Below are 23145 nucleotides of genomic sequence, written 5' to 3' on the forward strand. Positions count from 1 at the left end.
CTAGTTCCCTTCCCCTTTACGAATCGTCCGAGGAATGTTGACACGCGACTCAATCGTCACAGGCTGATACGCCACACGACGCAGTTCCGCATCATAGATCACCTCAACATTTCCGGTTAATGGGAAATCTTTACGGAGCGGGTGACCGATAAAGCCATAATCCGTGAGGATACGGCGCAGATCCGGATGCCCTTTAAATCCAATGCCGAACATGTCGAAGACTTCACGCTCATACCAGTTTGCCGCCGCCCAAAGATCCACAGCGGAATCGAGCATTGGAAGCGCGCCTTTACGAGATTCGTCAACAAAACATTTAACGCGAACGCGCGAGTTGTGCGTTAGCGACAGAAGGTGATATACCACCGCAAAGCGTTCCGGCATGCGTTTATTCGCGATCACAGGTTCTAAGTGATCCGCATCTTGTCCGGTCGTGCGTTTGGTAACCCCTCGGCTAAATCCGTGATTCGACGCTTCAATATCCCACTCAGCAATACCGTAGGCAGCATAATCCACCGCCGTAATGTCGCTAAGCTGTTTAAAGTCGAGTTCAGGAGAATTTTTTAGGAGGGAGAGGGCGTCAAAAAGAGAGTCTTGGCCTACAGTGATTGTAAGCTCGTCGAGGAATACTGCTGAGTCTTTGACGTAATCTGGAAGCAGTTTTTTGATGCAGGAGAGTAACTCTTGTGGATTTCTAATAGTCATAATTCACCTACCCTAATCGTGCAATTGTGCTGGTGCGTTTAATTTTCTCATGGAGTTGCATAATGCCGTAAATTAACGCTTCAGCCGTAGGGGGACAGCCCGGCACATAGACGTCAACCGGCACAACCCGATCCGCCCCGCGCACCACTGAATATGAGTAGTGATAATACCCACCCCCATTTGCACAAGAACCCATGGAGATAACCCATTTTGGCTCTGGCATCTGGTCATATACTTTTCGCAGTGGCACTGCCATTTTATTCGTCAATGTCCCTGCGATAATCATGAGGTCTGCCTGTCTTGGTGAGGCCCTAAATACCCCGCCCCCAAAACGCTCAAGGTCATAACGCGCCGCTCCGGCATGCATCATCTCAAGCGCACAACACGCAAGTCCAAATGTTACCGGCCATAACGACCCCGTTCTTGCCCAGTTAATTGCCGAGTCAAGCGTGGTGGTTACAAAGCCTTCTTCTAACTTTCCTTCTAATCCCATTCCAACGCTCCTTTTTTCCATTCATACGCAAAACCAGCCACGAGCAGAAGTAGGAATACAACCCCCGCAATAATGCCTGGTAAACCGATGTGATTAAATGCCGCTGCCCAAGGAATTAAGAAGATTAATTCAAGGTCAAAGACGATAAAGAGAATGGCAACAAGGTAGAATCGAACGTCAAATTTAAGCCGCGCATCTTCAAACGCCTCAAAACCACTCTCGTAAGGAGAGAGTTTTTCCGCATTCGGTTTGCTTGGACTCAGTACGTAACCTAGCCCTATTATTACTGCAGCGAATAAAAAGCTGAAAATAATAAAGACCAGTATAGGAAGATATTGCATCATACCTACGAATTCCTCCAATCTGTAATTTAATATGTTTTATTGACGGAACAAGCTTCTAGAGATGGAAAACCCCTGTTAAAGCCTGTAATATATACACACTACACCGTGTATACCGATCCGTTCATACTAATTGATTATCATTGAAAATAAAAGTCATTAGTCGTTTTTTGTACTAACTTAGAAGAATATTATGCCACATAATTCTCTTAAAAATCTAGATTCCCCATTAATTAATAAACTCCGTAATTATGAGCCGGAATTTATCGAAATCCGCAAAAATCTCCATCAAAATCCTGAGTTATCCCGCGAGGAATATAAAACGGCGGATTATATTGAAAATTGCTTAAAATCATGGAATATCGAAACCCATCGATTAATCGGCACGGGGATTATCGGAATCATTAAAAAAGGGCAGTCTAATCGCAATATCGGGCTGCGGGCGGATATTGATGCATTACCCATTAATGAATCAAATAATCTTCCCTACACCTCGCAAACCCCAGGTGTTATGCACGCTTGCGGACATGATGGGCATATGACAACCCTCTTAATGGCGGCGAAATATCTTCAGTTTGATGCGGAATTTGATGGGATTGTTACGCTGATTTTTCAGCCGGATGAAGAGGATACTGCTGGCGCTAAACGCATGATTGAGGCAGGTCTTTTTGAGAAATTCCCCGTCGACACCGTCTTTGCGTATCATAATTATCCCGGCGCAAAAACCGGCGATGTACTGATTCGTGATGGCGCGCAGATGGCGGGCACTTGCACCATTCGCATTAAGGTAAAAAGCTGTGGCGGACACGCAGCGCACCCCTATCAAACCGTCGACACCATCTATGTTGCGGCCCAAATCGTCACCGCGCTTCAATCGATTCCCGCACGAAATCTCTCCGCCATCGACTCAGCGGTGATTACCATCGGCACCATTCACGGCGGCGTTGCCAATAATGCGATTCCCGGCGAAGTGGCGATGACCGGCACGCTCCGCTATTTTGATGTGGCTATCCGCGAAAAAGTGAAAGCGCGCATTCGCGAACTTGTTGAATTTACCGCAGAAAGCTACGGCGCAACAGCAGAGGTTGAATTGATCGATGGCTATATCCCCACCATTAATGAACCCAACGCCACCGCCTTTGCCATTAACAGCATCGAATCACTCATTAAACCCGAGCACCTGCATTTTGATAAAATCCCCTCGATGGGCGCGGAAGATTTTGGCTTTATGCTCGCGGAAAAACCGGGAGCGTATTTTTATCTCGGTAATGATAAAAGCGACACCCTCACCCCACTTCATACAAGTGGTTTTGATTTTGATGACCGTAACTTATTGATTGGGTCAGCTATTTTTTGTCAGCTTGCCCTCGACTATTTAAAATAGTGCACGCAAAAAATCACCTTATCAATTAATATGAGTTATCATTCGCTTAATTGATCTTAGTTAAGGGGCAACCCCATCTTAACGTGATAATTTTATTGCCAAGTAGTATACTAACGCAAGATAATAGTTCGATAATTAATAAAGAGAGATAACACTATGAAACGTCTTACAGCGACGCTTTTAAGTGCGTTCATTTTAAGTGCTCTGATGGGCACCGGCTACGCACAAAACGATGGTCGAACCACGATCTATAAGTGGACCGACGCATCAGGCACTACCTATTACGGCCAAACACCGCCTCCCGGCATGAGTGGCAATCGCATCGAGGTTTTAGAATCGTCGACCGCTTTTTTAGTGCCTAAAGATCGTGAGCGTTACGAAGGTCAGCAAGAGGCGACAACGCCGAAAACCCCTTCATTCTCTGGTTTCTCTCAATTAAATGAAGAGAAAGAGGCCGACGCAAAAAAGAGCGAATCTACTGAAAAACTTCTCGAAGAAGCGCGTTCAGTAGCGAAAAATCGCGACGCAAAACGCTGTGAAGAGGCCACCGATTATCTCAATTCGCTCAATGATTATATGGGCGGCGAATATGGCAAACTCAAAATGGCCAATGAAGATGGCACCTATCGCACCTTAGATGAAATTGAAGTGCGCGAGCTTCACGAACAAGCGATGCGCGATGTTGAGATCTTCTGCGAATAATTTTTGAAGACAGCATTCCACAAAAAGGGCTACACTAGAGCGTAGCCCTTTTTTTTCCTTATTTTTATTAACCAAAGCATTGTTGAATATGAGAACGTCTAACTTTTTAATCAATACTTTACGAGAAACCCCTAACGATGCGGAACTTGCGTCCCATCAGTTAATGCTTCGCGCGGGCCTTATTCGCCGTGTGACATCGGGAATCTATACTTGGAGCCCCCTCGGATTACGCGTGCTCAAAAAAACCGAAGCAATCGTGCGTGACGAGATGGAAAAAGCCGGAGCATTGGAAGTCTTAATGCCCTCCGCTCAACCTGCCGAACTCTGGAAAGAATCCGGTCGCTGGGAACAATTTGGCCCCGAACTGCTTCGCTTTAAAGACCGCCACAATCGCGATTACTGCTTGGGTCCGACCCACGAAGAGGTGATCACCGATTTTGCGCGCAATGAATTAAAAAGTTATCGCCAATTGCCGATCAATTTCTTCCAAATGCAGTGGAAATTCCGCGATGAAATTCGCCCTCGCTTTGGTGTTATGCGTTCGCGCGAATTCTTAATGAAAGATGCCTACTCATTCCACATCGATAAAGAGTCGCTCGATCAGACCTACAACCGCATGTATGAAGCGTACAGCAATATTCTCGATCGGTTAAAGCTTGAATATCGCGCGGTATTTGCCGATTCTGGCGCAATTGGGGGCAGTAAATCCCAAGAATTCCATGTGATCGCCGATGCTGGTGAAGATACCATTGTCTACTCGGATGGTTCCGATTATGCGGCAAACGTCGAAGCGGCGGAAGCGATCGTCGTAGGCACGCGCCGTGATGCCGATCAACCGCTCCGCAAAATGGAAACGCCCGGCGTTAAAACCATTGATGATCTCTCGCGCTTTTTCAATATGCCGCCTGAAATGCTGTTAAAAACCCTCGTGCTTCACGATACTGATGGCGAGCTCATTGCGGTCTGCCTCCGTGGCGATCACGAACTCAATGAAGTAAAAGCAGAAAACTCAGGTCTTTTCCAAGTACCGCTCTCCTTTGCCTCCGATGAAGAGATTGAGGAAAAACTCAACACCACTCCCGGCTCCATTGGCCCGGTGAATCTTCCGATTCGCGTGGTATTTGACCGACAAGCAGCCGTGATGAGTAACTTTAGCTGCGGCGCGAATGAAACCGGTTTCCACTATATCGGCGTTAATATTGGCCGAGACCTTGATGAACCTGAATCGCTTGATCTGCGTGAAGTGAAAGAGGGCGATCCTTCCCCTTGCGGTAAGGGTAAACTTCGCATCGCTCGCGGAATTGAAGTGGGGCATATTTTCCAACTCGGGAATAAATATTCAGCAGCCCTTGGCGCAACGGTATTAGATGAAAACGGAAAAGCGGCAGTGATGGAGATGGGTTGTTACGGCGTTGGGGTGACCCGTATTGTGGCCGCAGCGATCGAACAATCACACGATGATACAGGCATTATTTGGCCCGAAGCGATCGCGCCCTTTACTGTATCGCTCATTCCGATGAATTATCATAAATCAGAGCTCGTCAAAGAGACCACCGATTCACTCTATAGTGATCTCACGAAACTCGGCATTGAAGTTCTCCTTGAAGACCGTAATGTCCGCGCCGGTGAAGCGTTTAGCGACCATGAATTGATCGGAATTCCGCACCGCGTTGTGATTGGTGAACGTAGCTTAAAGCAGGGCGAACTTGAATATAAAGGCCGTACTGATAGCGACGCGACCATGGTAAACGCCGATGAAATTATCGCATTCTTACAAGATAAAATTGCTCAATAATCGGCTAGATACATAACCATTAAAATGAGTTCAACAAAAAAGGATATTGGAACAAACCAATATCCTTTTTTAATATGCTACTTTTCTTGATTGTTCGATTTCTCAAACGCTAGCATTGAGATCAATTACGATTCAGACGATGCGTCCGTTTGAGCCGCTTCCGCCGCTGCTTCTGCCGCCTTTTTCTGACGCGCTGCTTCTTGCTCTTCAATGGTAAGTGCAATGTCGTGACGCAGATAGATCGGCGAGACTTGATCGGCATAGAGCCCCAAATTCTGCTCAATATCACTGATGGCCAGCAGCGCAACTTCCCCAGCGCGAGGATGTTTACGGCTACTAATCTCCACTAGATTGAGCGTCTCTTTGAGCGCAGGATCTAAATCAAATCCATCGCCAACGCCATAAAGCGACTCAAACCCATGGGCTTTCACCGCTTCAATCATGGCATCCATACTGCTCACCTGATCTTCAAATACCGTGACCAAACGCCCCTTTTCACCACGGGTATAGACGGCCCAATAAATCTCGTTCATTTTCGCGTCCATAATGGTGAGGACATTCGCCTCAGGATGATCTTCAAAGACTGGCAATGCTAAAGTTTCGAGCGTTGAAACTGGCACAATGGGTAAGTTGAGACCCGCACCTAAGCCTTGAATAAAGCCGCATGCGATTCGAAGTCCGGCAAAGCTCCCCGGCCCTGCCGCAAAGGCAAGTCCATCGAGATCTGAAAATTGACGCCCGGATTCTTCCATCACTTCTTTAATCATCGGCATCAACACTTCAATATGCTTACGGGGCGTAATCGCAAGGCGTTCAATGATTTCACCATTGACAAATATCGCCGCCGAGCACGCTTCCGTAGAGGCATCTAATGCTAATATCTTCATCGATTTCCCGTTACTTTTTTACCAAATAGTGCGTGCTGCAATAAGGGCAGACCGCTTCGCCCTTTTCATTGGGCTTGAGGTAGACACGCGGATGCATTTTCCACGTTACCTCGTCAATCGGTGGGCAGCAGAGCGGTAACTCTGCGGGAGTGATCGTTTTCTCTTTTAATTCCATTGATGTTGCCATGTTTCGCTCCTCCTCTTATCGAGAAATGGGTTTATATTTAAGTCGATGAGGCTGATCCGCATCATCACCAAAACGACGACGCTTATCGGCTTCATACTCTTCATAGTTACCTTGGAACCATTCTACATGAGAATCGCCTTCGAAGGCCAATATGTGCGTTGCGATCCGGTCTAAGAACCAGCGGTCATGCGAGATCACCACAACGCATCCTGCAAACGCTAAAATCGCATCTTCAAGGGCACGTAAGGTCTCAACGTCAAGGTCGTTCGTCGGCTCGTCCAGTAAAATCACGTTGCCGCCTGAACGAAGTACTTTCGCTAAGTGAACCCGGTTACGCTCACCGCCCGAAAGATCTTTAATATACTTCTGTTGATCTGAGCCTTTAAAGTTAAAACGGCCACAATAAGCGCGCGATGGGATCTCGTAAGTGCCGACACGAATAATGTCTAACCCTTCTGAAATCTCTTCCCAAACGGTCTTATTGTCATCGAGCGAATCACGGCTTTGATCCACATAAGCAAGCTGGACAGTCTCACCAACACGGAACGTTCCCGCATCGGGCTCAAGTTGGCCGGTCATCAATTTAAAGAGCGTTGATTTACCCGCCCCGTTTGGACCAATTACCCCAACAATCCCGCCGCGAGGCAGACTGAAATCGAGCTCTTCATAGAGAAGTTTATCACCAAACGCTTTAGCAACGCCGGTGGCCTCGATCACTAAATCCCCAAGACGCGGCCCTGGTGGAATGTAGATCTCCATCGTTTCGTTTCGTTTTTGGAATTCTTGGCTCTCAAGCTCTTCAAAACGCGCCAAACGTGCTTTCGATTTTGCCTGACGGCCTTTAACGCCCTGACGCACCCACTCAAGCTCTTTCTTAATCGCTTTAGCGTGCGCTTCTTCCTGTTTTGCTTCCTGCTCAAGACGCTTATCTTTCTGCTCAAGCCAGCTTGAATAGTTGCCTTCCCAAGGAATTCCGTGCCCACGGTCAAGCTCTAAAATCCAGCCCGCAACGTTATCTAAGAAGTAACGGTCATGCGTTACCGCCACAACGGTGCCCGGATAATCATGTAAGAAACGCTCAAGCCACGCCACCGATTCCGCATCTAAGTGGTTCGTCGGCTCGTCAAGCAGGAGCATATCAGGTTTTGATAATAGAAGTTTACAGAGCGCAACGCGGCGCTTTTCACCCCCAGAAAGGGTAGCAACATCGCGATCCATCGGTGGAAGACGAAGCGCATCAGCGGCGACTTCAAGCTGACGGTCGAGCGAATGACCATCCACTGAACTTAAAAAGGCCTCAAGCTCTGCTTGTTTTGTGGCAAGTGCATCAAAGTCCGCATCCGGTTCAGCGTAAGCGGCATAGACCGCATCAAGTTCCGCTAATGCATCTTTAATGGATCCGAGCGCTTCTTCTAAGTTTCCGCGCACATCGAGCGCTTCGTTTAATTGGGGTTCTTGGGCTAAATAGCCAATTTTTGTACCGGGTTTTGCTCGCGCTTCCCCTTGAATTTCGGTATCAACTCCCGCCATAATACGTAGTAGAGTTGATTTCCCCGCACCGTTTAATCCTAATACCCCGATTTTCGCGCCCGGGAAGAAAGAGAGTGAGATATCTTTTAAAATCACTCGGTTTGGAGGAACCACTTTGCTTACACGATTCATCGTATAAATAAACTGTCCTGTCATACGCTCAATTCCTTACTTAATACTGATCGATCTTAAAGGCGGGGTTTATCCGATCTTTCTGATATAGATCAAGGGAAAACGCCCATCCTCTGTGTAAATTTCAATTTTTGTAAAACCAAGTTTAAATTTATGTAAATAATTTTCTTGAGATTACAATATTGCGACTATTCTACCCTACTTCACGTAAAAGATTGTATAGAATAACTATCTTTTTTTTGATATTTCAAAGACTCAAGTTATATAGTAAAGTCCCAATCATACCAAGAATAGGAGGAACTTTATGGCTTACAAAATTACGCTAAAAGCGCATGGAGGGATTGAGCAATTTGTCAAAGAATCACTCACACTTCCCGCGCCCAATAATAATGAAGTAACGATTGAGCATAAAGCCATTGGTCTTAATTTTATCGATATCTATCAACGCGAGGGGCTCTACACCCTCGACACCCCCATTACGATCGGCCAAGAAGCAAGCGGCATTATTACCGCCGTTGGCGACGATGTCACCGATTTTAACGTGGGCGATAAGGTGGTCTATGCCGGGCATTTAGGGGCATACGCGTCAGCCAGTAACGTACCCGTTGAGCGCATTACTCATATTCCCGAAGGCACTTCCTTTGAAGAGGCTGCCTCCTCCTTTTTACGAGGCGGCACCGCAAGCTATCTGATGCATGAGCTGTTCCCCCTTAAAAAAGGGCAAAGTACGCTTATTCATGCAGCGGCAGGCGGCGTTGGGCAGATCTTAGTGCAGTGGGCAAAATCCATTGGCGCAACGGTCATTGCAACGGTAGGTAGCGATGAGAAGAAAGCAATTGTTGAGGCGCTTGGCGCAGATTTGGTCATCAACTACAGTCAACACGATGTGGCTGAAAAGGTGCGCGAATTGTGTCCTGAAGGGGTGGACGTTGTTTACGACAGCGTTGGAAAATCCACTTTTGAAGGCTCCCTCGATTCCTTAAAACGTCTTGGTATGATGGTGTCGTTTGGCAATGCCTCCGGCGCTGTTCCTCCGGTCTCTCCACTCACGCTACTTGAAAAAGGCGCCCTCTTTTTAACGCGCCCGAATTTAAATAGCTATACCGCTACACGAGAGGAGTATTTGACGGTGATGAATCGTTGGCTCACAACCCTAAATAAGGGCGTGGTAACACTTGCCAATATTGAGACATTCCCGCTCGAGAACGTTGGAGACGCGCATACGAAGCTTGCTAATCGCGAGGTGATCGGAACAATCGTTTTGATCCCTTAATCTCTACTTTCCCGACAATTAAGGAGCATTCTCATGGGAGAAACGTATGCATTACTGATGGGGGCCTTCATTATGGGGCTCACAACTCAAGTCCACTGTATTGGAATGTGTGGACCGGTGATCGGAATACTCGGTATCAACAACTCATATAAACGCATTCCTGCGGCGATTTTATACAATCTCGGCCGGATCTCAACCTATACCTTTTTAGGAGTGATCGGCGGTCTAATTGGCTTTTTCGTCTCAGACATTACCACACTGCAATATGTGATCCGCTATCTTGCGGGCGCGATTATGATCTTCATTGCATTGCAGCTGTTCGGCATGCCTCAATTCTTGGCGTTTGTCGAAAAACCGGCGCAAAAATTGTGGAAACCGATTCAAAAATTCTCACAACGTTTCTTCCCTATTAAAACCGCCAAAGGCACCTATTTTATGGGCTTTATCTGGGGTTTCTTACCGTGCGGCGCAGTTTATGGTCCGTTAGCGGTAGCGATTGGTCTTGGCAGCGTTGGCATGTCGGCAGGTCTTATGTTCTCCTTTGGACTCGGCACCCTTCCTGTCATGATTGCGCTTGCGATCTTTGGAAACTATGTGGGTCGTTATCTTGCGAAACCGAGCATTCGCCGTCTTGGCGGGATCGTCATTTTACTGATGACCGTTTACTATTTAGGTTGGATTGCACCGCCTGAAAAAGTGAATAAACGCGCGGCCAAACTCTCTGAAACCACTGAACAAGTTCAACATGGTGGCGATGCGCTCAAAGCCCTTGAAGGCTCAAAAATGGGTGGTCATGGTCACGGCGGCGGTAATATGCCGATGCAGCATGGTGATATGAAAGGCGACATGAAACCGATGGATGACTCGATGAAAGGCATGAAGGGCGATGCAAAAGAGATGCAGAATCAACCTAAGGACGGTATGATGAATCCTTCAATGAAAAATGATTCGAGTGCTGCGCCAGAAGAGTCAGCGCCTATGAACGGTGCTGCTAAAATGGAGGCTCAGTAAACTCGACACACCGCATAAGGAGTCTTAATGAGTCAGTATAAAATTCATTCCGAAGTATTCGGTCCATATGATAATTTCAGTCATATTTTAGAAGAGTGCGCCACGAAAAAAGCGATCGTGATTGACCCCGCATGGGATGCCAACTACTTGCAAAATCGCCTTAATAATCTCGGGCTCACCCTCTCTGCGATCTGGCTGACGCACGGTCATCATGACCATGTCAGCGCCATTGATGATCTCCGCGCATTGCAAGATCATGAGGTGCCGGTCTATGCATCGAAAACGGAGATTGATTTCATTCGCTCCTATGCGCCAAACGAGTTGCCGAAAGCGTTTCTCCCCATTCCCGATGACACGATCGCGTTTCACGATAACGACGTGCTCCATCACGGGGAGATTCCGGTCAAAGTGATTGCAACGCCGGGCCATAGTTCAGGCTCGGTCTGCTTTTTACTTAAGGACGATATGCTTACCGGCGATACGCTCTTTATTGATGGCTGTGGTCGCGCCGATTTAGATGGTTCAGACCCGCAAGCGCTCCTTCACTCACTCAATCGTTTGATTGAAGAGGTGCCCCATCACGTCGAGCTTCACACAGGGCATGCTTACGGACCAACACCGACGGCAACGCTCGCTTCGCAGATCAAAACCAATCGTTATCTGCAACTTGCGCAAGCCTCAGCGGCGGACTTTATTAAATTCCGTAATCGTACCTAAACGCTCGATTGACCCAAAAATCAAAGGTGATTAGCAGGCTCAATGAATTTAATTTAATCTTTTAATCACCGCCGTCCATTCGCAGACGTTATTTCTAAAAAGAGGCCTCTGCCTCTTTTTTTATTGCCTCGCCCTTCCCCTAGCGTCAAAATCCAGCCCGCCCATCCCGCAGATTACGCTTCCTCTATTTATCATTGCCCGAAAAAAGCGTATCGTGATTATATTCCACAGTCCAATGCATCTTTAGAATGCGGATTCATTTATCGATCGATTTTATCGAAAGGAGACTCCATGAAAGCGCTCTTTACCCCCACAAAATTGGGAGCCATTTCCCTCAATAACCGCCTTGTGATGGCCCCACTCACGCGCACTCGCGCCGACGCAGACCATACCCCGAATGATCGCATGGCTCGCTATTATGCCGATCGCGCTTCAAGCGGCCTTATCATCAGTGAAGCCACTTTTATTAGCCCGCAAGCGGTGGGATACCGTAACGCGCCCGCCATTTGGAATGATAAACACGTTGCTGGCTGGAAAAAGGTTACCGATGCCGTCCATCAAAAAGGCGGTAAAATCGTCCTTCAGCTCTGGCACGTCGGGCGCATCTCTGATCCGGAACTCTTAGATGGCAATCTCCCCGTTTCCTCAAGCGCGGTACAACCGAAAGGCCATGTTAGCCTGCTTAGACCAAAACGCGATTACGTCACCCCGCGGGCATTAAGCCTCGATGAGATTGAAGCCACCATTAACGATTATAAAAATGCGGCAATCCGCGCTAAAGAAGCCGGCTTTGATGGCGTTGAAATTCATGCGGCGAACGGTTATCTCATCGACCAATTTCTCCGCGATGGTGTCAACGATCGAACCGATCAATATGGCGGCTCGATCCCTAATCGCGTCCGTTTTCTAACCAAGATCGTCGATGCGCTTATTCCCGTTTGGGGTGCAGATCGCATTGGCGTTCACCTCTCGCCGCAAGCCGACGAACACGACATGCACGATAGCGATCCGGTGGCCCTTTTCACCCATGTCGCCGATCAAATGCGCGAGCGTAACATCGCCTTTTTATTCCTGCGGGAGCCGGTAAATGAGGCAAGCATTGCCGAGCAAATTCAAACCGCTTTCCAAGGGCCAATCATTCGTAACCAAGACCTAACGCCCGAGCTTGCCAATCAGCTGATTGAGGAGAAACGCGCCGATGCCGTTTCATTTGGTCGCCTTTATATCGCAAACGCTGATCTTAAAGAGCGCCTTGAGCAAAATGCACCGCTCAATGCCCCCGAACCCACCACCTTTTACGGGCAAGAGGATGCGGGATATCTTGATTATCCGACGCTGAAATAACTCTCTAAGTAATTCCCAATGCTTCCAACAACTCCAAGATTCGGGGCTTTTTACCGACTTTATTGATCTGTAGCGTAAAAAGCCCTTTTCTGCAAAGAAGCGCTGCGTTATGATGTTCTTTCTATCAATTTATATAATATTAGGAGTGTTATATGGCGGATTTACTCATCACCTTAACCCCTCACGAGCGAGATTCAAACAACGTCACCATCGCCTTTACCATGGGCGTTGAAGCGCTTACTAAAGGCCATTCTGTGGATTTAGTCCTTTTGTCAGATGCGGTCGCACTCGCGCAGCAAGGCTATGCCGATAAAATCGATATTGGCGCCCCCTTTAAAGCGATTAAAGAGCTGCTTCCTGCGTTTCTCGAAAAGGGTGGCAACATCAAAGTCTGCACCGCTTGCATGATTCATAATGGCGTAGAAAAAGAGTCGCTTATTCCCGAAGCGGTTATGATTACCGCCGGCGATGTGATCGATCTTTTAATGGAGAGCAATAAAACATTACAGCTCAATTAATCGAGCCGTTTTATTGGGTTTTCCATCAACATAAACGCAATAAAAAACCTCCCAAACGGGAGGTTTCTTTTTTAAACTACAAACTTTTTTAATCCACAAAGTTTATTGAGGCGCTTTTACGATCTCGGCCATTTCGGCAACGGGCACAATCGCCGCCACCTCAGGAGTCACGCCCTCAGCGACTGCAACATCGCCCACTGGATCAACAACGGGATCACGCACCGGCAATGCTTTACGATCGAGCGTTGCATGAAGCGTTTCGGTATCGAGCGAGTTTTCCCAACGCGCAACAACCACGGTCGCACAGGCATTTCCCGCAAGATTAGTGAGCGCACGACATTCTGACATAAAGCGATCCACCCCTAAAATAAGCGCCATCCCTTCTACCGGAACCGTTGGCACCACCGAGAGCGTCGCCGCTAGAGTAATAAATCCAGCCCCCGTTACACCGGCCGCCCCTTTTGAGCTCAACATCGCCACAAGCAGTAGCAAAATTTGTTGCCCAATGGTTAGATCAATGCCGCACGCCTGCGCAATAAAGAGCGCCGCCATCGTCATATAGATATTGGTTCCATCGAGATTAAAGGAATATCCCGTCGGCACCACAAGCCCGACTACCGACTTATCACAGCCCGCGCGTTCAAGCTTTTGCATCAAAGTCGGAAGCGCCGCTTCAGAAGAGCTCGTTCCGAGCACAAGGAGCAATTCCTCTTTGATATAACGCATCAATTTAAGGATCGAAAATCCGTTATAACGCGCCACCGCACCGAGTACCACCACCACAAAGAGAATCGACGTCATATAAAACGTGATCACCAGGAGCGCAAGGCTCGATACCGACTCAATGCCATATTTCCCAATGGTAAAGGCCATCGCACCAAACGCCCCGATTGGCGCCGCTTTCATCAACATCGACACCAGTTTAAAGACCGGTTCTGAGAGCTGATTTAAAAACGCCACAATCGGCTCGCCGCGCTCACCAATGCTCGCAAGCGCAATCCCAAATAAGATCGCCACAAAGAGCACCTGCAAAATATTGCCCTGCACCAGCGGACTGATCAATGTATCGGGAATAATATTCATAAAAAAGGCGGTGAGCGAGCTATCCTGCGCTTTTTGCACATAATCGGCCACGAGCTCTTTATTATCGAGCAGCGTCTGCGGATCGACATGCATGCCCGCGCCCGGTTTAACGATATTGGAAACAATCAGCCCGATAATGAGCGCAATCGTTGAAAAACTGAGGAAGTAGAGCATCGCCTTGCCGGTCACACGCCCCACCGTCTTCATGTTGGTCATGCCCCCGATGCCGGTTGTCACCGTGATAAAAATCACCGGCGCGATAATCATCTTCACCAACTTGATAAAGGCTTCCCCAAGCGGGCGCATCTGCTCCCCAATCGCAGGATAAAAATGCCCCAACAAAATCCCTACACCAATCGCAAAAATCACTTGAACGTAGAGGATTTTATAAAACTTTGGCTTTGGAGGATGGATTCGAATTTCGATATCTTCCGTCTTAATCTGGCTCATAATGCCCACCATTTTATTTTAACAATCTTCATTTATATCGCTATTTCGTGCAATTAACCATAGTTCATGTCAATATTCTTACAATATTTTACACTCGCGCACTTTTATATAACGCCTAAAATTGCTGAATTTCCTTAATTTTCACCTGCTTAGATATTGATCAGTGCAATATTAAATTTTGTTAATATTTACATAAAAATACAAACTGACTACAAAAAAGGATTCCATAGCGGAATCCTCTTAAGGTCACAGCATCACGTGCCGATGTAATCAATTTACCAAGCAGTCGGAAATTGATAATCGGGGAATTTATCCTGCGCATATTGCTTAAATTGCTCTGAATTAAAGACCTCAATCACATCACCTAACCACGCTTCATTGAGATCTTTTTCACGCACAACGCCCCAATTAATGTAGAGATCATTGGGCTCAAGTGAGAGCGCATCCGCAATTTTCAAACCCGAATTCAACGCTGCTCCGCCATTAATCGCCCCGAACGCCGCATCCTTTAATGCCCGCGGTAATAGATCCGATTGCAACTCTTTAATCTCGATCTGGTGCACATTTTCCAAAATATCTTGTTTCGACACTTTAAGCGGATCGATGCCCTCTCTTAATTTAATCCAACCCAGCGAATCAAGAATCACCAGCGCACGCCCATAACTGCTTGGATCGTTCGGCACAATCACCACATCGCCCGCCTCAATCGCCTCTAAACTTTTCCGCTTCCCGGCATAGATGGCAAAAGGCGCATTTGGCACTTGAAAGGCCTCTTTTAGGGCTTGCTGAGTTTGCGCGCGATACCCTTCTAAATAGGGCACATGCTGAAAAATATTCACGTCGATCGAGCCCTCATTTAATGCATTATTGAGCTGAATTCCGTCGGTAAATTCTTTTAACGTCACCTCATATCCCTTCTCTTCTAATTGGGGGATAATCGATTCACGAACCATATCGGAAAAATGCCCAAACGACGTGCCAAATCGAATGGTCTTGACCGGCTCTTCAGATTTCTGGCACCCCAATAATACGATCGCCGGCAGTAGTAAAAAAGTTATATATTTAATCAATGCTCGCATTCTATCTCCTCATTATATATGCTAATTAATTGTTTTTATTCTTAACCAAGCTTAACAATTACAGTATTTTCTTAAAATAAACAAGGGAGTATTCAAAATTCATTTAAAAACCGCTGCAATCCTTTACTTTTCAGCGCGCTTGATCCATCATTTTTCTATCCTATTTTTTATTGTGAGCATGACAAAATGACCCAAAAATCACGACTTGATCAGATTATTGCCGAAACCCATCAAAATCGCCGTCAACGGGAGATGGGCTATCGAGAGCAGGCGCTTAAAATGTATCCGTGGGTATGCGGGCGCTGTCAACGGGAATTTGATCACCGCAATGTGCGCGAATTGACCGTTCATCACCGCGATCATGACCATGATAATAACCCGAGCGATGGCAGTAACTGGGAGCTCCTTTGCCTCTATTGTCATGATAATGAACATCAGCGCATGCAGGAAATTGCGAGCTACGGCACTACCAAAAATACCGATGGCGGCGAGATCGAGAGCACTTTTAATCCCTTTGCAGGGCTTGCGGATCTCATGAAAAAGAAAGAGTCTTAATTGCTAAGACTCTTCTCTATTACATAATAATCACTCCCAAAAAGAGAGGCTACTCAACCGTCAATGATTTGGCGAGATTGCGCGGTTTATCAATATCTTCACCGCGAATGTTAGCCACATGATAGGCAAGCAGTTGCACCGCAATGGTAAAGACAATCGGCCGTAGAAGCGGGTGAGTTTCCGGAAGCGTGAGCGTGTGATTCGCATCAACATCGGAGAAATCTCCGCCATCGCTGATCACAAAAAGCTCGCCACCTCGAGCGGAAACCTCGTGCATATTGCCCCAAATCTTTTCAAGCAGCGCGTCATTGGGCGCAAGCACAATCACCGGCATGGATTCATCAACGAGCGCCAGTGGCCCATGTTTTAGCTCGCCTGCGGGATAACTCTCCGCATGAATATAACTAATCTCTTTGAGCTTTAGCGCCCCCTCTTCGGAAATGGGATAGAACATTCCCCGCCCTAAATAGAGCGCATGTTCACGCCGAGCAATTTGAGTGGCAAACGTTTTTAAGCGCTCTTCCGTTAATAACGCTTGAGTGATCTCGCTTGGAAGGGTTTTGAGCGCCTTTAGATGTTCCGATAATTGCGCGGAGTCCAAACAATTTTGAACATTTGCCAAGGTATTTGCGAGTACAAATAGCGCCACCAGTTGCGCGGTAAAGGCTTTCGTTGAGGCAACGCCCACCTCAACACCGACGTTGGTATAAAATACGCAATCACTCATGCGCGGTAGCACACTTTCCTGTACATTACAGATCGATAGCGATGCCATCACTCCCGAAACTTTCGCATGTTTAAGCGCCTCAATCGTATCGAGTGTTTCGCCCGATTGAGAGAGTGTGATTACGAGCTCCCCCGATTCCACCAATCTCTCGCGATACCGGTATTCGCTTGAAATCTCCACATCAGTAGGGAGTTTCGCTAACGTTTCAAACCACGTTTTCGCCACTTTTCCGGCAAAATAGGAGGTCCCACAGGCGAGGATTTTAATCCGTTTTACCTTGGGAAAAATCGCGTCCGCCTCACGACCGAAAAGATCTGCTACAAATCCACGAGGCAAGATATTTTGGAGCATTCCCTGCAATACATCGGGCTGATTGAAAATCTCTTTTTGCATGAAATGCTGATAATTCCCGAGCTCAAGCGCTTCAAGAGAAAGGTCGGAAACGAATGTTTCACGGGAAACCTTTTGTCCTGTAAGCGTTTCACAGCGCAGAATCTCACGGGCAGTAAATGCGATCAGATCACCCTCTTCAAGATAGAGTACCTGCTCCGTTTCACTCAAAATGGCCGCAATATCGGAGGCAATGAACGTACACGCTTCCCCAAATCCAAGAAGGAGCGGGCAACCTTTACAAAGCGCGATGAGCTGATCGGGCGAGTGTTCGTCAAGCACGACAAATGCATACGCGCCCGTTAAACGTTTTCCCACAAGGCGTACTGCCTCAAAGAGCGTCGCTCCCTGCGCCATCTCAAAATGGAGGCGATGGGCAATCACTTCGGTATCGGTATCCGATAAAAATTGATAGCCCGCTTCGATTAATTCAGCCCGCTCTGCCTCGAAATTATCAATAATTCCATTATGAACCACTGCCAAATGATCGGAACAATGCGGGTGTGCATTAACCTCTTTCACCCCGCCATGAGTCGCCCAACGGGTATGACCTATACCGATCGGACTCGTTTTATTTTGACTCTCTGACTCAAGCGCCGAAACGCGCCCCACTTTACGAATTCGCTCCAGATAGCCCCCATGCAGATAGGCGATTCCCGCAGAATCATACCCCCGATATTCAAGCTGTTTAAGTCCCGTAATGAGACTTGGGATAATATTCTTATTTTGGCTAACGGCACCGAAAATTCCACACATCGATAGGCTCCCTCATTCGCAATGGTGCGATTTGTCAAAGCATCATAGTAGTGGATTTTTAAACCCTGATTTTTTAAAATTTTAAATTTTACCCCGTCATTAAATTTAAAAATTTTACTAAGCCATCAGTAGCATAATGCCATTGATTCCCGCTTTCGCGCCGACAATAAAGAGAATGCCCAGGATAATGACCGTGAAGAGTCTGCGGGAAATTTTCTCACGAAGGCGAATCCCCAATAGTAAAAAAAAGAGCGATAACAGCGTAATCAGCATCAATAGCGAAAATTCCGCCAGTGGCATCGCAAAAACCAGATCGCGTAAGACCCAAAATTGCACGATTTTACCGGCTAAATAGCAGAGATTACTCGCTTTGGCAATCTCACGAGTGTCGTTATCGGTGGATAAAAGATAGACCATAAGTAGCGGCGCCATCGCATTGGTTGACCCGCCGACAAGCCCCGCTAAAGCGCCAAATATCGCAAGCGTCACCCCATTGACCGGAATGCGCCACACCTTGCCCGATAAACTGGTGGCCACATAAAAAATAATCACCGCGGACATGAGCAGGTAAATATAGCCCACATCCACCATAAAAAGGAGCTTCACCCCAAAATATCCGCCTAAAATGCTCGATACAACCAGCATCCAGTAGCGTTTCAAATAATGGAAAAATTCCGCAAACATCCCCCGCTCACTGCGCGATAAAAGTACCACTAAATTGATGATCAGCGCAGGCATCAACACCATCACAATCGTTGTTTCAAGCGAATAAAAGTTGGTGAGCACTCCTGTCGTAATCATCGGAAATCCAAGTCCCGTGATCCCATGAAGGAGTGCTGAAAGGGCAAACAAAACAAGTAATAAAAGGTAGGTTAACGTAATCATCATCGGGCACCATCATTGAAAGGAGTCTCCCCCCACTATAAATCGCCCACAGAAAAAAGCGAGTGATTCACGCTCGACTAACAAAGTAATGCACGTTTTTTGGGTGGCGGAGAGACAAAATCGATCTCTGATAGACTCCGATTAGGCCAATCAAGCGCTTTGATATCAAGATTCACCGACACAAAGACATTACTCAAATCGATGCGAGACAGAAGCGATTCATTGAGCTCGACCCGCTCACCAACGCGGCCGCCTAAAAGATAAAAATCCACATCTTGATAATCCATCTTCGGATTTTCATCATCCATATGGGCAATTTTAATAATACGAATGGTTGATGGGAGTTTGGCGCGAAGCTCAGAAATAAAGGCTTGCGTCTCCCAGCCATTTAACAGAACGGCACTAACATTAAGATGCTCTGCGACATAGAGAATCTCCTCTAAGTCGGCATTTTGAAAGATCGCAACGAGCGGAATCGGGGAATTGTGACCGATCTCAATCCCTTTTTGAATGGAGATGCCGTAGGGCGATGTGAGCATAAAGATAAATCCCGCGTACGAAACGCCTGCTTGGTGCAATGCTTCAAGCTCCGCGCGACTTTGAACGCCACTCACTAATGTCTCATTACGATCACGATTAACTGCCATAAATTGATTCGACGATGCCATCTCTCTTTCCTTTTTAGTCACTCTTTTTAGCGCATAAAAAAAGCCCGCATCGGTGTGCGGGCTTCTCAATTAGTATAGGTGAATTAAATTTTAACCACGAACCACTATACCTCCCGCATGGTGGAGATAATAGTAGTAATAATAGGTTGCGAAATTTAAATTCATCTTGGTTCTTTCTAGTTTCTAATATAAAAACGAATCTCTCTATCATAGCCTGCTAAAAAAGATTGTCAATTCATTCTAAAAAAGAGCATGTTCCCGATCGTTGACACACAAAAAACCTCCCAAGTGGGAGGCTCATTTATGTATGACGCATCATCACCTCAAAGGTTGCAAGTGCCACATTGGAAATCGCGAGCAGTAAAATGATGGCCACACTGTCAATAATGGATCATTCATTGACGTGGTTGTACCCGCACGATACAACAAAATTAGCAATGTGATCTTCCTTGATCACTTTGGCTTAGCCAAGCTCTTCCGTGAATTGATCGATATAATATTGGCGTTGCAGATTTTCATGACATTCTAAAATCATTAAATCAATGCTACGAACGTGTTTCCGAATCTGATAGAGCCTTGAAAATACGCGGTCAAATTCGAGCAGATAACGCTTCACATCGAGCGATTCTACTGAGAAGGCCTTCTTCATCAAGAGACTACCATCAAAAATTGAGTATTTATATTCACGCTTTTCTGAGGTCACCCCGATGCGCCAATAGAGCAACGTTTCGGTATATTCAGCATAGTTGCTAAAGGCTTGATAGATCTTCCGCATCGTCGCTTTTCGCGCCGCCACCTCCACATGAAGCCATTGATTACGCTGGCGTCTTGAGTGAAATGGATTGGCGAGACTCGTCTCATAAATTGAGGCTGCCTGCCCCATTAATTCATTAAGTATCTCATTTTTATGCATCAAATCGCGGTACGATTCCACCAACGTCTCGTGAGTATGCGTTGCAAGACGGCTCAAATACGCCGCTCCAACCTGCCCAATATCATGCTGAATGCGTTCAAGACGCACGTCTAATTCGTGTAGATGATGAGAAATCATCTCTAAACTTGCGAACTGAATCATGCGATTACAAATGCTATGACTCTTAACATGGGGATTAATTGAGATCTCTTCGTATCTACTCATAATCCGCCCACGCCCCCTAAGACAAAAATAAGGCTGAACAAATTGCGTCCTTTAGAATTCTTATAATTCGTTTACATTAAAGCAACTCATCTCAATCGTGACTCCTCCATCGATCAAGATGAGACCTGACTGCTTTTGAGCTGATTACTCCTTCCAGAGATACTTATCCATCCACTCTTCCATCTCTTTAAGCGAGTTTTGAGCAATCTGCTGGATATCTAATTTATATTTCTGCAATTCTTCGCGAGACGCTGTTTTCTCGTCGATTGCATAGCTTTGCGCTAAGTACTGGTGCGTATAACGACGCATGAAGTTGCCCACATTCTCCACTAAATCTTTACAAACACAATCCATCAGCTCTTTTTCATTCTCACACATAATCCGATAATTCCTTCATCAATTGTTGAGTCAAAGTTAATGATATATTGCTTACAATTCTTAACATAAACTGTATGATCATGATTGTGATTCATATTATTATAATTGTCAACATGATTTTATCGACAAAGCATGGTATGCGATTATTATTTACCGCCCGATGACACCCCATCGAGCGACCATTAGTAATCGTAGAGTTTGAAAAATATTGTCCAAAACTGCTCAATTTTACACGGATTTACCGCAAAAACCGCCATAAAACTTGCATATTGGTGCATTTTGTAACAATCTCACAGATTACTAATTTCAATCTTGTCGATAAATAGATTACAACTGTAATCGTTTTCCAATTATCAATATATGTAAAGAAAAGACCATTTTAGGTATAATAACCCTAACTTTTAGCCACAAAAAAGCCCCCAATTACGGAGGCTTTGAGCAATAAACAGACAATTGTTAAGCAGTGTAAATAACCTATGATTTTATATAAGTTATTTTTTACCTATAACGGCCGTGCGATAATCCGTTCGCTTAGGTAATCGCACCGAAATCATGGAGGCTAAAATCAAGAGCGCGCCCGCGGCACCAAAGGCAATCCAGTGCGTCCCGTAACGCTCATAGCCCCAACCGCCAAGCCACGTGCTCAACGTTGCACCAATTTGATGGCCTAAAAAGGCCCATCCATAGAGCATTCCCACCATTTTCGCACCATACAGATCCGCCAGCATACTCGATGAAAGCCCCATATTTCCTGCCCAGACAAGCCCACCAATAATAGTGACAATGTAGAGTTGCAGCGGCGTCATTACCGACACTAAACATAAAAAGGCGATCCCGCGGACAAGATAGATCATCATTAAAATATACCGGTGCTCCACACGAGAGGCAATTCGCCCGATCATCACCGTGCTAAACATTGCCACAAAGCCGATCAGACTAATGCCAAACGAGCTCACCTCTTTGGAAAATCCATGATCCACCAACATCGGCACCGCATGGGTTCCAAGAAGATTCATACTAAAACCACAAGCAAAAACACCTGCGCAAATTTGCCAAAACGGACGCGTTTTTAACACTTCACGAAAGCTCAGTGCCGGCGGGGTTTGCGCTTTAATGCTCTCATTGGTTACCACTTGCGGAATATCAGCCCCGTAAAGATCGGCATGTTTTGGCGGGTTTTCTCGCACCACGGTAAATGACACAAGCAAGGTTAATCCGGCAAAAACGGCGGCATAGCCGAGCATCGTATTCTCCCAACCCACCTGCTTAATCATCGCGGTAAAGAGTGGCGTCATAATGGCAATTCCCGCCATCGAGCCTGTTGAAAGAAAGAGTAAGGCCATCGCACGGCGTTTAATAAACCAACGACTAATCAGCTGAGTAAAAGCCACGGGACTGGTGAACGCGAGCCCCATCGAGAGTAAGATTCCGTAAAAGAAGGTAAAGAGCCAAGTATTGGTGGCGTAAATCGTTCCAAGCAGCGAAATCGAGACCAAGATCGCGCCAATAATCAGCACAAATCGCGTTCCACGACGGGCCACACAATAACCGGCAATCGGCATTCCAATCCCATAAAAGAGCATTCCAATTGCCACCACGCCCGATAACCAACTCCTCGTCACCCCAAGCCCTTCACTCATTGGAATCACAAACGGGCCAATGCTCATGCGCATCCCGACAGTGATCATCGTCAACAGTGAGGCGGCCATTACAATATTCCAGCCAAAATACCACCCTTTCGATGGCGTTAAACCCTGTTTTTTCATCTAAAAATTCTCATCCTTAAGTCTTAATTCTGATCGAGTCTGTTATTAGTATCGCTTCGTCAAAAAAGCCTCTACCAAGATAGGTGCTTTCGAAACAGGTTTCAAATCATTTAAGCATTTAGTGAACTATTTTCCATCGGCAATAAAAAAGCCCTAAGAAACGTAAGTCACCTAGGGCGTTTAGAGATCAATTTTGTCGGATCTCAAATATAATGCTCCCTTTGCTAACCGATTGCACTACCACCTTTGGATAA

At 46.4% G+C, this 23145-nt stretch carries 23 protein-coding genes; 9 read left to right on the forward strand and 14 right to left on the reverse strand.

Annotated elements, in window-relative coordinates; translation table 11 throughout:
• Genes OXI21_RS01050 through ndhC form a run of 3 tightly spaced genes read right to left on the reverse strand, consistent with a single transcriptional unit; the run spans position 1 to position 1539 of the window.
• Entirely contained in the window at positions 1 to 702 is a 702-nt protein-coding gene (locus OXI21_RS01050; protein ID WP_279617698.1) for an NADH-quinone oxidoreductase subunit C, read from the reverse strand.
• 7 nt (positions 703 to 709) lie between these two features.
• Positions 710 to 1195, reverse strand: a complete 486-nt coding sequence (locus OXI21_RS01055; RefSeq protein ID WP_279617699.1) for an NADH-quinone oxidoreductase subunit B — start codon at positions 1193 to 1195, stop codon at positions 710 to 712.
• A complete protein-coding gene (gene ndhC, locus OXI21_RS01060) occupies positions 1186 to 1539 on the reverse strand; it encodes an NADH-quinone oxidoreductase subunit A (RefSeq protein WP_279617700.1) in 354 nt (117 codons plus the stop codon). Before ndhC ends, OXI21_RS01055 begins: the two co-directional genes overlap by 10 nt.
• 190 nt (positions 1540 to 1729) lie before the next feature.
• Between ndhC and OXI21_RS01065 the strand changes: the two genes are divergently transcribed.
• The 3 genes from OXI21_RS01065 (at position 1730) to OXI21_RS01075 (ending at position 5417) form a co-directional block, all read left to right on the forward strand.
• Positions 1730 to 2920 (forward strand): amidohydrolase, encoded by a 1191-nt coding sequence (locus OXI21_RS01065; RefSeq protein WP_279617701.1) that lies wholly within the window; start codon positions 1730 to 1732, stop codon positions 2918 to 2920.
• A 156-nt stretch (positions 2921 to 3076) separates the two neighbouring features.
• Positions 3077 to 3622 carry a DUF4124 domain-containing protein gene (locus OXI21_RS01070; RefSeq protein WP_279617702.1) on the forward strand — a complete coding sequence of 182 codons (546 nt, stop codon included), beginning with the start codon at positions 3077 to 3079 and terminating at the stop codon, positions 3620 to 3622.
• Between the two features lie 88 nt (positions 3623 to 3710).
• Positions 3711 to 5417: a proline--tRNA ligase gene (locus tag OXI21_RS01075; RefSeq protein ID WP_279617703.1), complete on the forward strand. Its 1707-nt coding sequence runs from the start codon at positions 3711 to 3713 to the stop codon at positions 5415 to 5417.
• Between the two features lie 125 nt (positions 5418 to 5542).
• Here the strand turns inward: OXI21_RS01075 and tsaB are convergent, their stop codons facing one another.
• The 3 genes from tsaB to ettA are packed head-to-tail and all read right to left on the reverse strand — an operon-like array spanning position 5543 to position 8177.
• Positions 5543 to 6304: a tRNA (adenosine(37)-N6)-threonylcarbamoyltransferase complex dimerization subunit type 1 TsaB gene (tsaB, locus tag OXI21_RS01080; protein ID WP_279617704.1), complete on the reverse strand. Its 762-nt coding sequence runs from the start codon at positions 6302 to 6304 to the stop codon at positions 5543 to 5545.
• A gap of 10 nt (positions 6305 to 6314) precedes the next feature.
• Entirely contained in the window at positions 6315 to 6491 is a 177-nt protein-coding gene (locus OXI21_RS01085; RefSeq protein WP_279617705.1) for a zinc-finger domain-containing protein, read from the reverse strand.
• A 15-nt stretch (positions 6492 to 6506) separates the two neighbouring features.
• Positions 6507 to 8177, reverse strand: coding sequence for an energy-dependent translational throttle protein EttA (gene ettA / locus OXI21_RS01090; RefSeq protein ID WP_279617706.1), 1671 nt, complete (start codon positions 8175 to 8177; stop codon positions 6507 to 6509).
• Between the two features lie 280 nt (positions 8178 to 8457).
• Between ettA and OXI21_RS01095 the strand changes: the two genes are divergently transcribed.
• From OXI21_RS01095 to OXI21_RS01115, 5 genes are all read left to right on the forward strand, one after another.
• A complete protein-coding gene (locus tag OXI21_RS01095) occupies positions 8458 to 9426 on the forward strand; it encodes a quinone oxidoreductase (RefSeq protein WP_279617707.1) in 969 nt (322 codons plus the stop codon).
• Between the two features lie 33 nt (positions 9427 to 9459).
• Positions 9460 to 10437, forward strand: coding sequence for a sulfite exporter TauE/SafE family protein (locus OXI21_RS01100; RefSeq protein ID WP_279617708.1), 978 nt, complete (start codon positions 9460 to 9462; stop codon positions 10435 to 10437).
• Positions 10438 to 10464: 27 nt separating this feature from the next.
• A complete protein-coding gene (locus tag OXI21_RS01105) occupies positions 10465 to 11154 on the forward strand; it encodes an MBL fold metallo-hydrolase (RefSeq protein ID WP_279617709.1) in 690 nt (229 codons plus the stop codon).
• Between the two features lie 291 nt (positions 11155 to 11445).
• On the forward strand, positions 11446 to 12498 hold the full coding sequence (locus OXI21_RS01110; RefSeq protein WP_279617710.1) for an alkene reductase: 1053 nt from the start codon (positions 11446 to 11448) through the stop codon (positions 12496 to 12498).
• A gap of 152 nt (positions 12499 to 12650) precedes the next feature.
• Entirely contained in the window at positions 12651 to 13016 is a 366-nt protein-coding gene (locus OXI21_RS01115; protein ID WP_279617711.1) for a DsrE family protein, read from the forward strand.
• A 102-nt stretch (positions 13017 to 13118) separates the two neighbouring features.
• Here the strand turns inward: OXI21_RS01115 and OXI21_RS01120 are convergent, their stop codons facing one another.
• Together OXI21_RS01120 and OXI21_RS01125 are read right to left on the reverse strand one after the other, a co-directional pair.
• On the reverse strand, positions 13119 to 14549 hold the full coding sequence (locus OXI21_RS01120) for a dicarboxylate/amino acid:cation symporter (protein ID WP_279617712.1): 1431 nt from the start codon (positions 14547 to 14549) through the stop codon (positions 13119 to 13121).
• 275 nt (positions 14550 to 14824) lie between these two features.
• A complete protein-coding gene (locus OXI21_RS01125) occupies positions 14825 to 15628 on the reverse strand; it encodes a MetQ/NlpA family ABC transporter substrate-binding protein (protein WP_279617713.1) in 804 nt (267 codons plus the stop codon).
• Between the two features lie 186 nt (positions 15629 to 15814).
• Here OXI21_RS01125 and OXI21_RS01130 point away from each other — a divergent pair, with 186 nt between their 5' ends.
• Complete coding sequence (locus OXI21_RS01130) at positions 15815 to 16183, forward strand: YajD family HNH nuclease (RefSeq protein ID WP_347815473.1); 369 nt, start codon at positions 15815 to 15817, stop codon at positions 16181 to 16183.
• Between the two features lie 49 nt (positions 16184 to 16232).
• Here OXI21_RS01130 and glmS read toward each other — a convergent pair whose 3' ends face one another.
• The 6 genes from glmS to OXI21_RS01160 form a co-directional block, all read right to left on the reverse strand.
• The gene (gene glmS / locus OXI21_RS01135; RefSeq protein ID WP_279617714.1) at positions 16233 to 18056 is read right to left on the reverse strand and encodes a glutamine--fructose-6-phosphate transaminase (isomerizing); all 1824 of its coding nucleotides are present in this window, start codon (positions 18054 to 18056) and stop codon (positions 16233 to 16235) included.
• A gap of 117 nt (positions 18057 to 18173) precedes the next feature.
• Entirely contained in the window at positions 18174 to 18944 is a 771-nt protein-coding gene (locus OXI21_RS01140; RefSeq protein WP_279617715.1) for a sulfite exporter TauE/SafE family protein, read from the reverse strand.
• Positions 18945 to 19018: 74 nt separating this feature from the next.
• Positions 19019 to 19609 carry a tryptophan biosynthesis protein TrpCF gene (locus OXI21_RS01145; protein ID WP_279617716.1) on the reverse strand — a complete coding sequence of 197 codons (591 nt, stop codon included), beginning with the start codon at positions 19607 to 19609 and terminating at the stop codon, positions 19019 to 19021.
• 463 nt (positions 19610 to 20072) lie between these two features.
• Positions 20073 to 20747 carry a hypothetical protein gene (locus tag OXI21_RS01150; RefSeq protein WP_279617717.1) on the reverse strand — a complete coding sequence of 225 codons (675 nt, stop codon included), beginning with the start codon at positions 20745 to 20747 and terminating at the stop codon, positions 20073 to 20075.
• A 144-nt stretch (positions 20748 to 20891) separates the two neighbouring features.
• Complete coding sequence (locus OXI21_RS01155; protein WP_279617718.1) at positions 20892 to 21125, reverse strand: hypothetical protein; 234 nt, start codon at positions 21123 to 21125, stop codon at positions 20892 to 20894.
• 491 nt (positions 21126 to 21616) lie between these two features.
• Positions 21617 to 22891 carry an MFS transporter gene (locus OXI21_RS01160; RefSeq protein WP_279617719.1) on the reverse strand — a complete coding sequence of 425 codons (1275 nt, stop codon included), beginning with the start codon at positions 22889 to 22891 and terminating at the stop codon, positions 21617 to 21619.
• Between the last annotated feature and the right edge of the window lie 254 nt (positions 22892 to 23145).

Origin of the sequence: Ignatzschineria sp. RMDPL8A (assembly GCF_029815055.1) — a bacterium.
GTDB lineage: Bacteria > Pseudomonadota > Gammaproteobacteria > Cardiobacteriales > Wohlfahrtiimonadaceae > CALZBJ01.

Bases quoted from the DNA above. Each gene is read 5' to 3' on its own strand.
- OXI21_RS01115 (WP_279617711.1), top strand. From the start codon at position 12,651: ATGGCGGATTTACTCATCACCTTAACCCCTCACGAGCGAGATTCAAAC.
- tsaB (WP_279617704.1), bottom strand. From the start codon at position 6,304: ATGAAGATATTAGCATTAGATGCCTCTACGGAAGCGTGCTCGGCGGCG.
- OXI21_RS01105 (WP_279617709.1), top strand. From the start codon at position 10,465: ATGAGTCAGTATAAAATTCATTCCGAAGTATTCGGTCCATATGATAAT.
- OXI21_RS01085 (WP_279617705.1), bottom strand. From the start codon at position 6,491: ATGGCAACATCAATGGAATTAAAAGAGAAAACGATCACTCCCGCAGAG.
- OXI21_RS01075 (WP_279617703.1), top strand. From the start codon at position 3,711: ATGAGAACGTCTAACTTTTTAATCAATACTTTACGAGAAACCCCTAAC.
- OXI21_RS01150 (WP_279617717.1), bottom strand. From the start codon at position 20,747: ATGAGTAGATACGAAGAGATCTCAATTAATCCCCATGTTAAGAGTCAT.
- OXI21_RS01100 (WP_279617708.1), top strand. From the start codon at position 9,460: ATGGGAGAAACGTATGCATTACTGATGGGGGCCTTCATTATGGGGCTC.
- OXI21_RS01070 (WP_279617702.1), top strand. From the start codon at position 3,077: ATGAAACGTCTTACAGCGACGCTTTTAAGTGCGTTCATTTTAAGTGCT.
- OXI21_RS01145 (WP_279617716.1), bottom strand. From the start codon at position 19,609: ATGGCATCGTCGAATCAATTTATGGCAGTTAATCGTGATCGTAATGAG.
- ndhC (WP_279617700.1), bottom strand. From the start codon at position 1,539: ATGATGCAATATCTTCCTATACTGGTCTTTATTATTTTCAGCTTTTTA.
- OXI21_RS01095 (WP_279617707.1), top strand. From the start codon at position 8,458: ATGGCTTACAAAATTACGCTAAAAGCGCATGGAGGGATTGAGCAATTT.
- OXI21_RS01065 (WP_279617701.1), top strand. From the start codon at position 1,730: ATGCCACATAATTCTCTTAAAAATCTAGATTCCCCATTAATTAATAAA.
- glmS (WP_279617714.1), bottom strand. From the start codon at position 18,056: ATGTGTGGAATTTTCGGTGCCGTTAGCCAAAATAAGAATATTATCCCA.
- OXI21_RS01140 (WP_279617715.1), bottom strand. From the start codon at position 18,944: ATGATGATTACGTTAACCTACCTTTTATTACTTGTTTTGTTTGCCCTT.
- OXI21_RS01160 (WP_279617719.1), bottom strand. From the start codon at position 22,891: ATGAAAAAACAGGGTTTAACGCCATCGAAAGGGTGGTATTTTGGCTGG.
- OXI21_RS01155 (WP_279617718.1), bottom strand. From the start codon at position 21,125: ATGTGTGAGAATGAAAAAGAGCTGATGGATTGTGTTTGTAAAGATTTA.
- OXI21_RS01120 (WP_279617712.1), bottom strand. From the start codon at position 14,549: ATGAGCCAGATTAAGACGGAAGATATCGAAATTCGAATCCATCCTCCA.
- ettA (WP_279617706.1), bottom strand. From the start codon at position 8,177: ATGACAGGACAGTTTATTTATACGATGAATCGTGTAAGCAAAGTGGTT.
- OXI21_RS01050 (WP_279617698.1), bottom strand. From the start codon at position 702: ATGACTATTAGAAATCCACAAGAGTTACTCTCCTGCATCAAAAAACTG.
- OXI21_RS01110 (WP_279617710.1), top strand. From the start codon at position 11,446: ATGAAAGCGCTCTTTACCCCCACAAAATTGGGAGCCATTTCCCTCAAT.
- OXI21_RS01125 (WP_279617713.1), bottom strand. From the start codon at position 15,628: ATGCGAGCATTGATTAAATATATAACTTTTTTACTACTGCCGGCGATC.
- OXI21_RS01055 (WP_279617699.1), bottom strand. From the start codon at position 1,195: ATGGGATTAGAAGGAAAGTTAGAAGAAGGCTTTGTAACCACCACGCTT.
- OXI21_RS01130 (WP_347815473.1), top strand. From the start codon at position 15,815: ATGACCCAAAAATCACGACTTGATCAGATTATTGCCGAAACCCATCAA.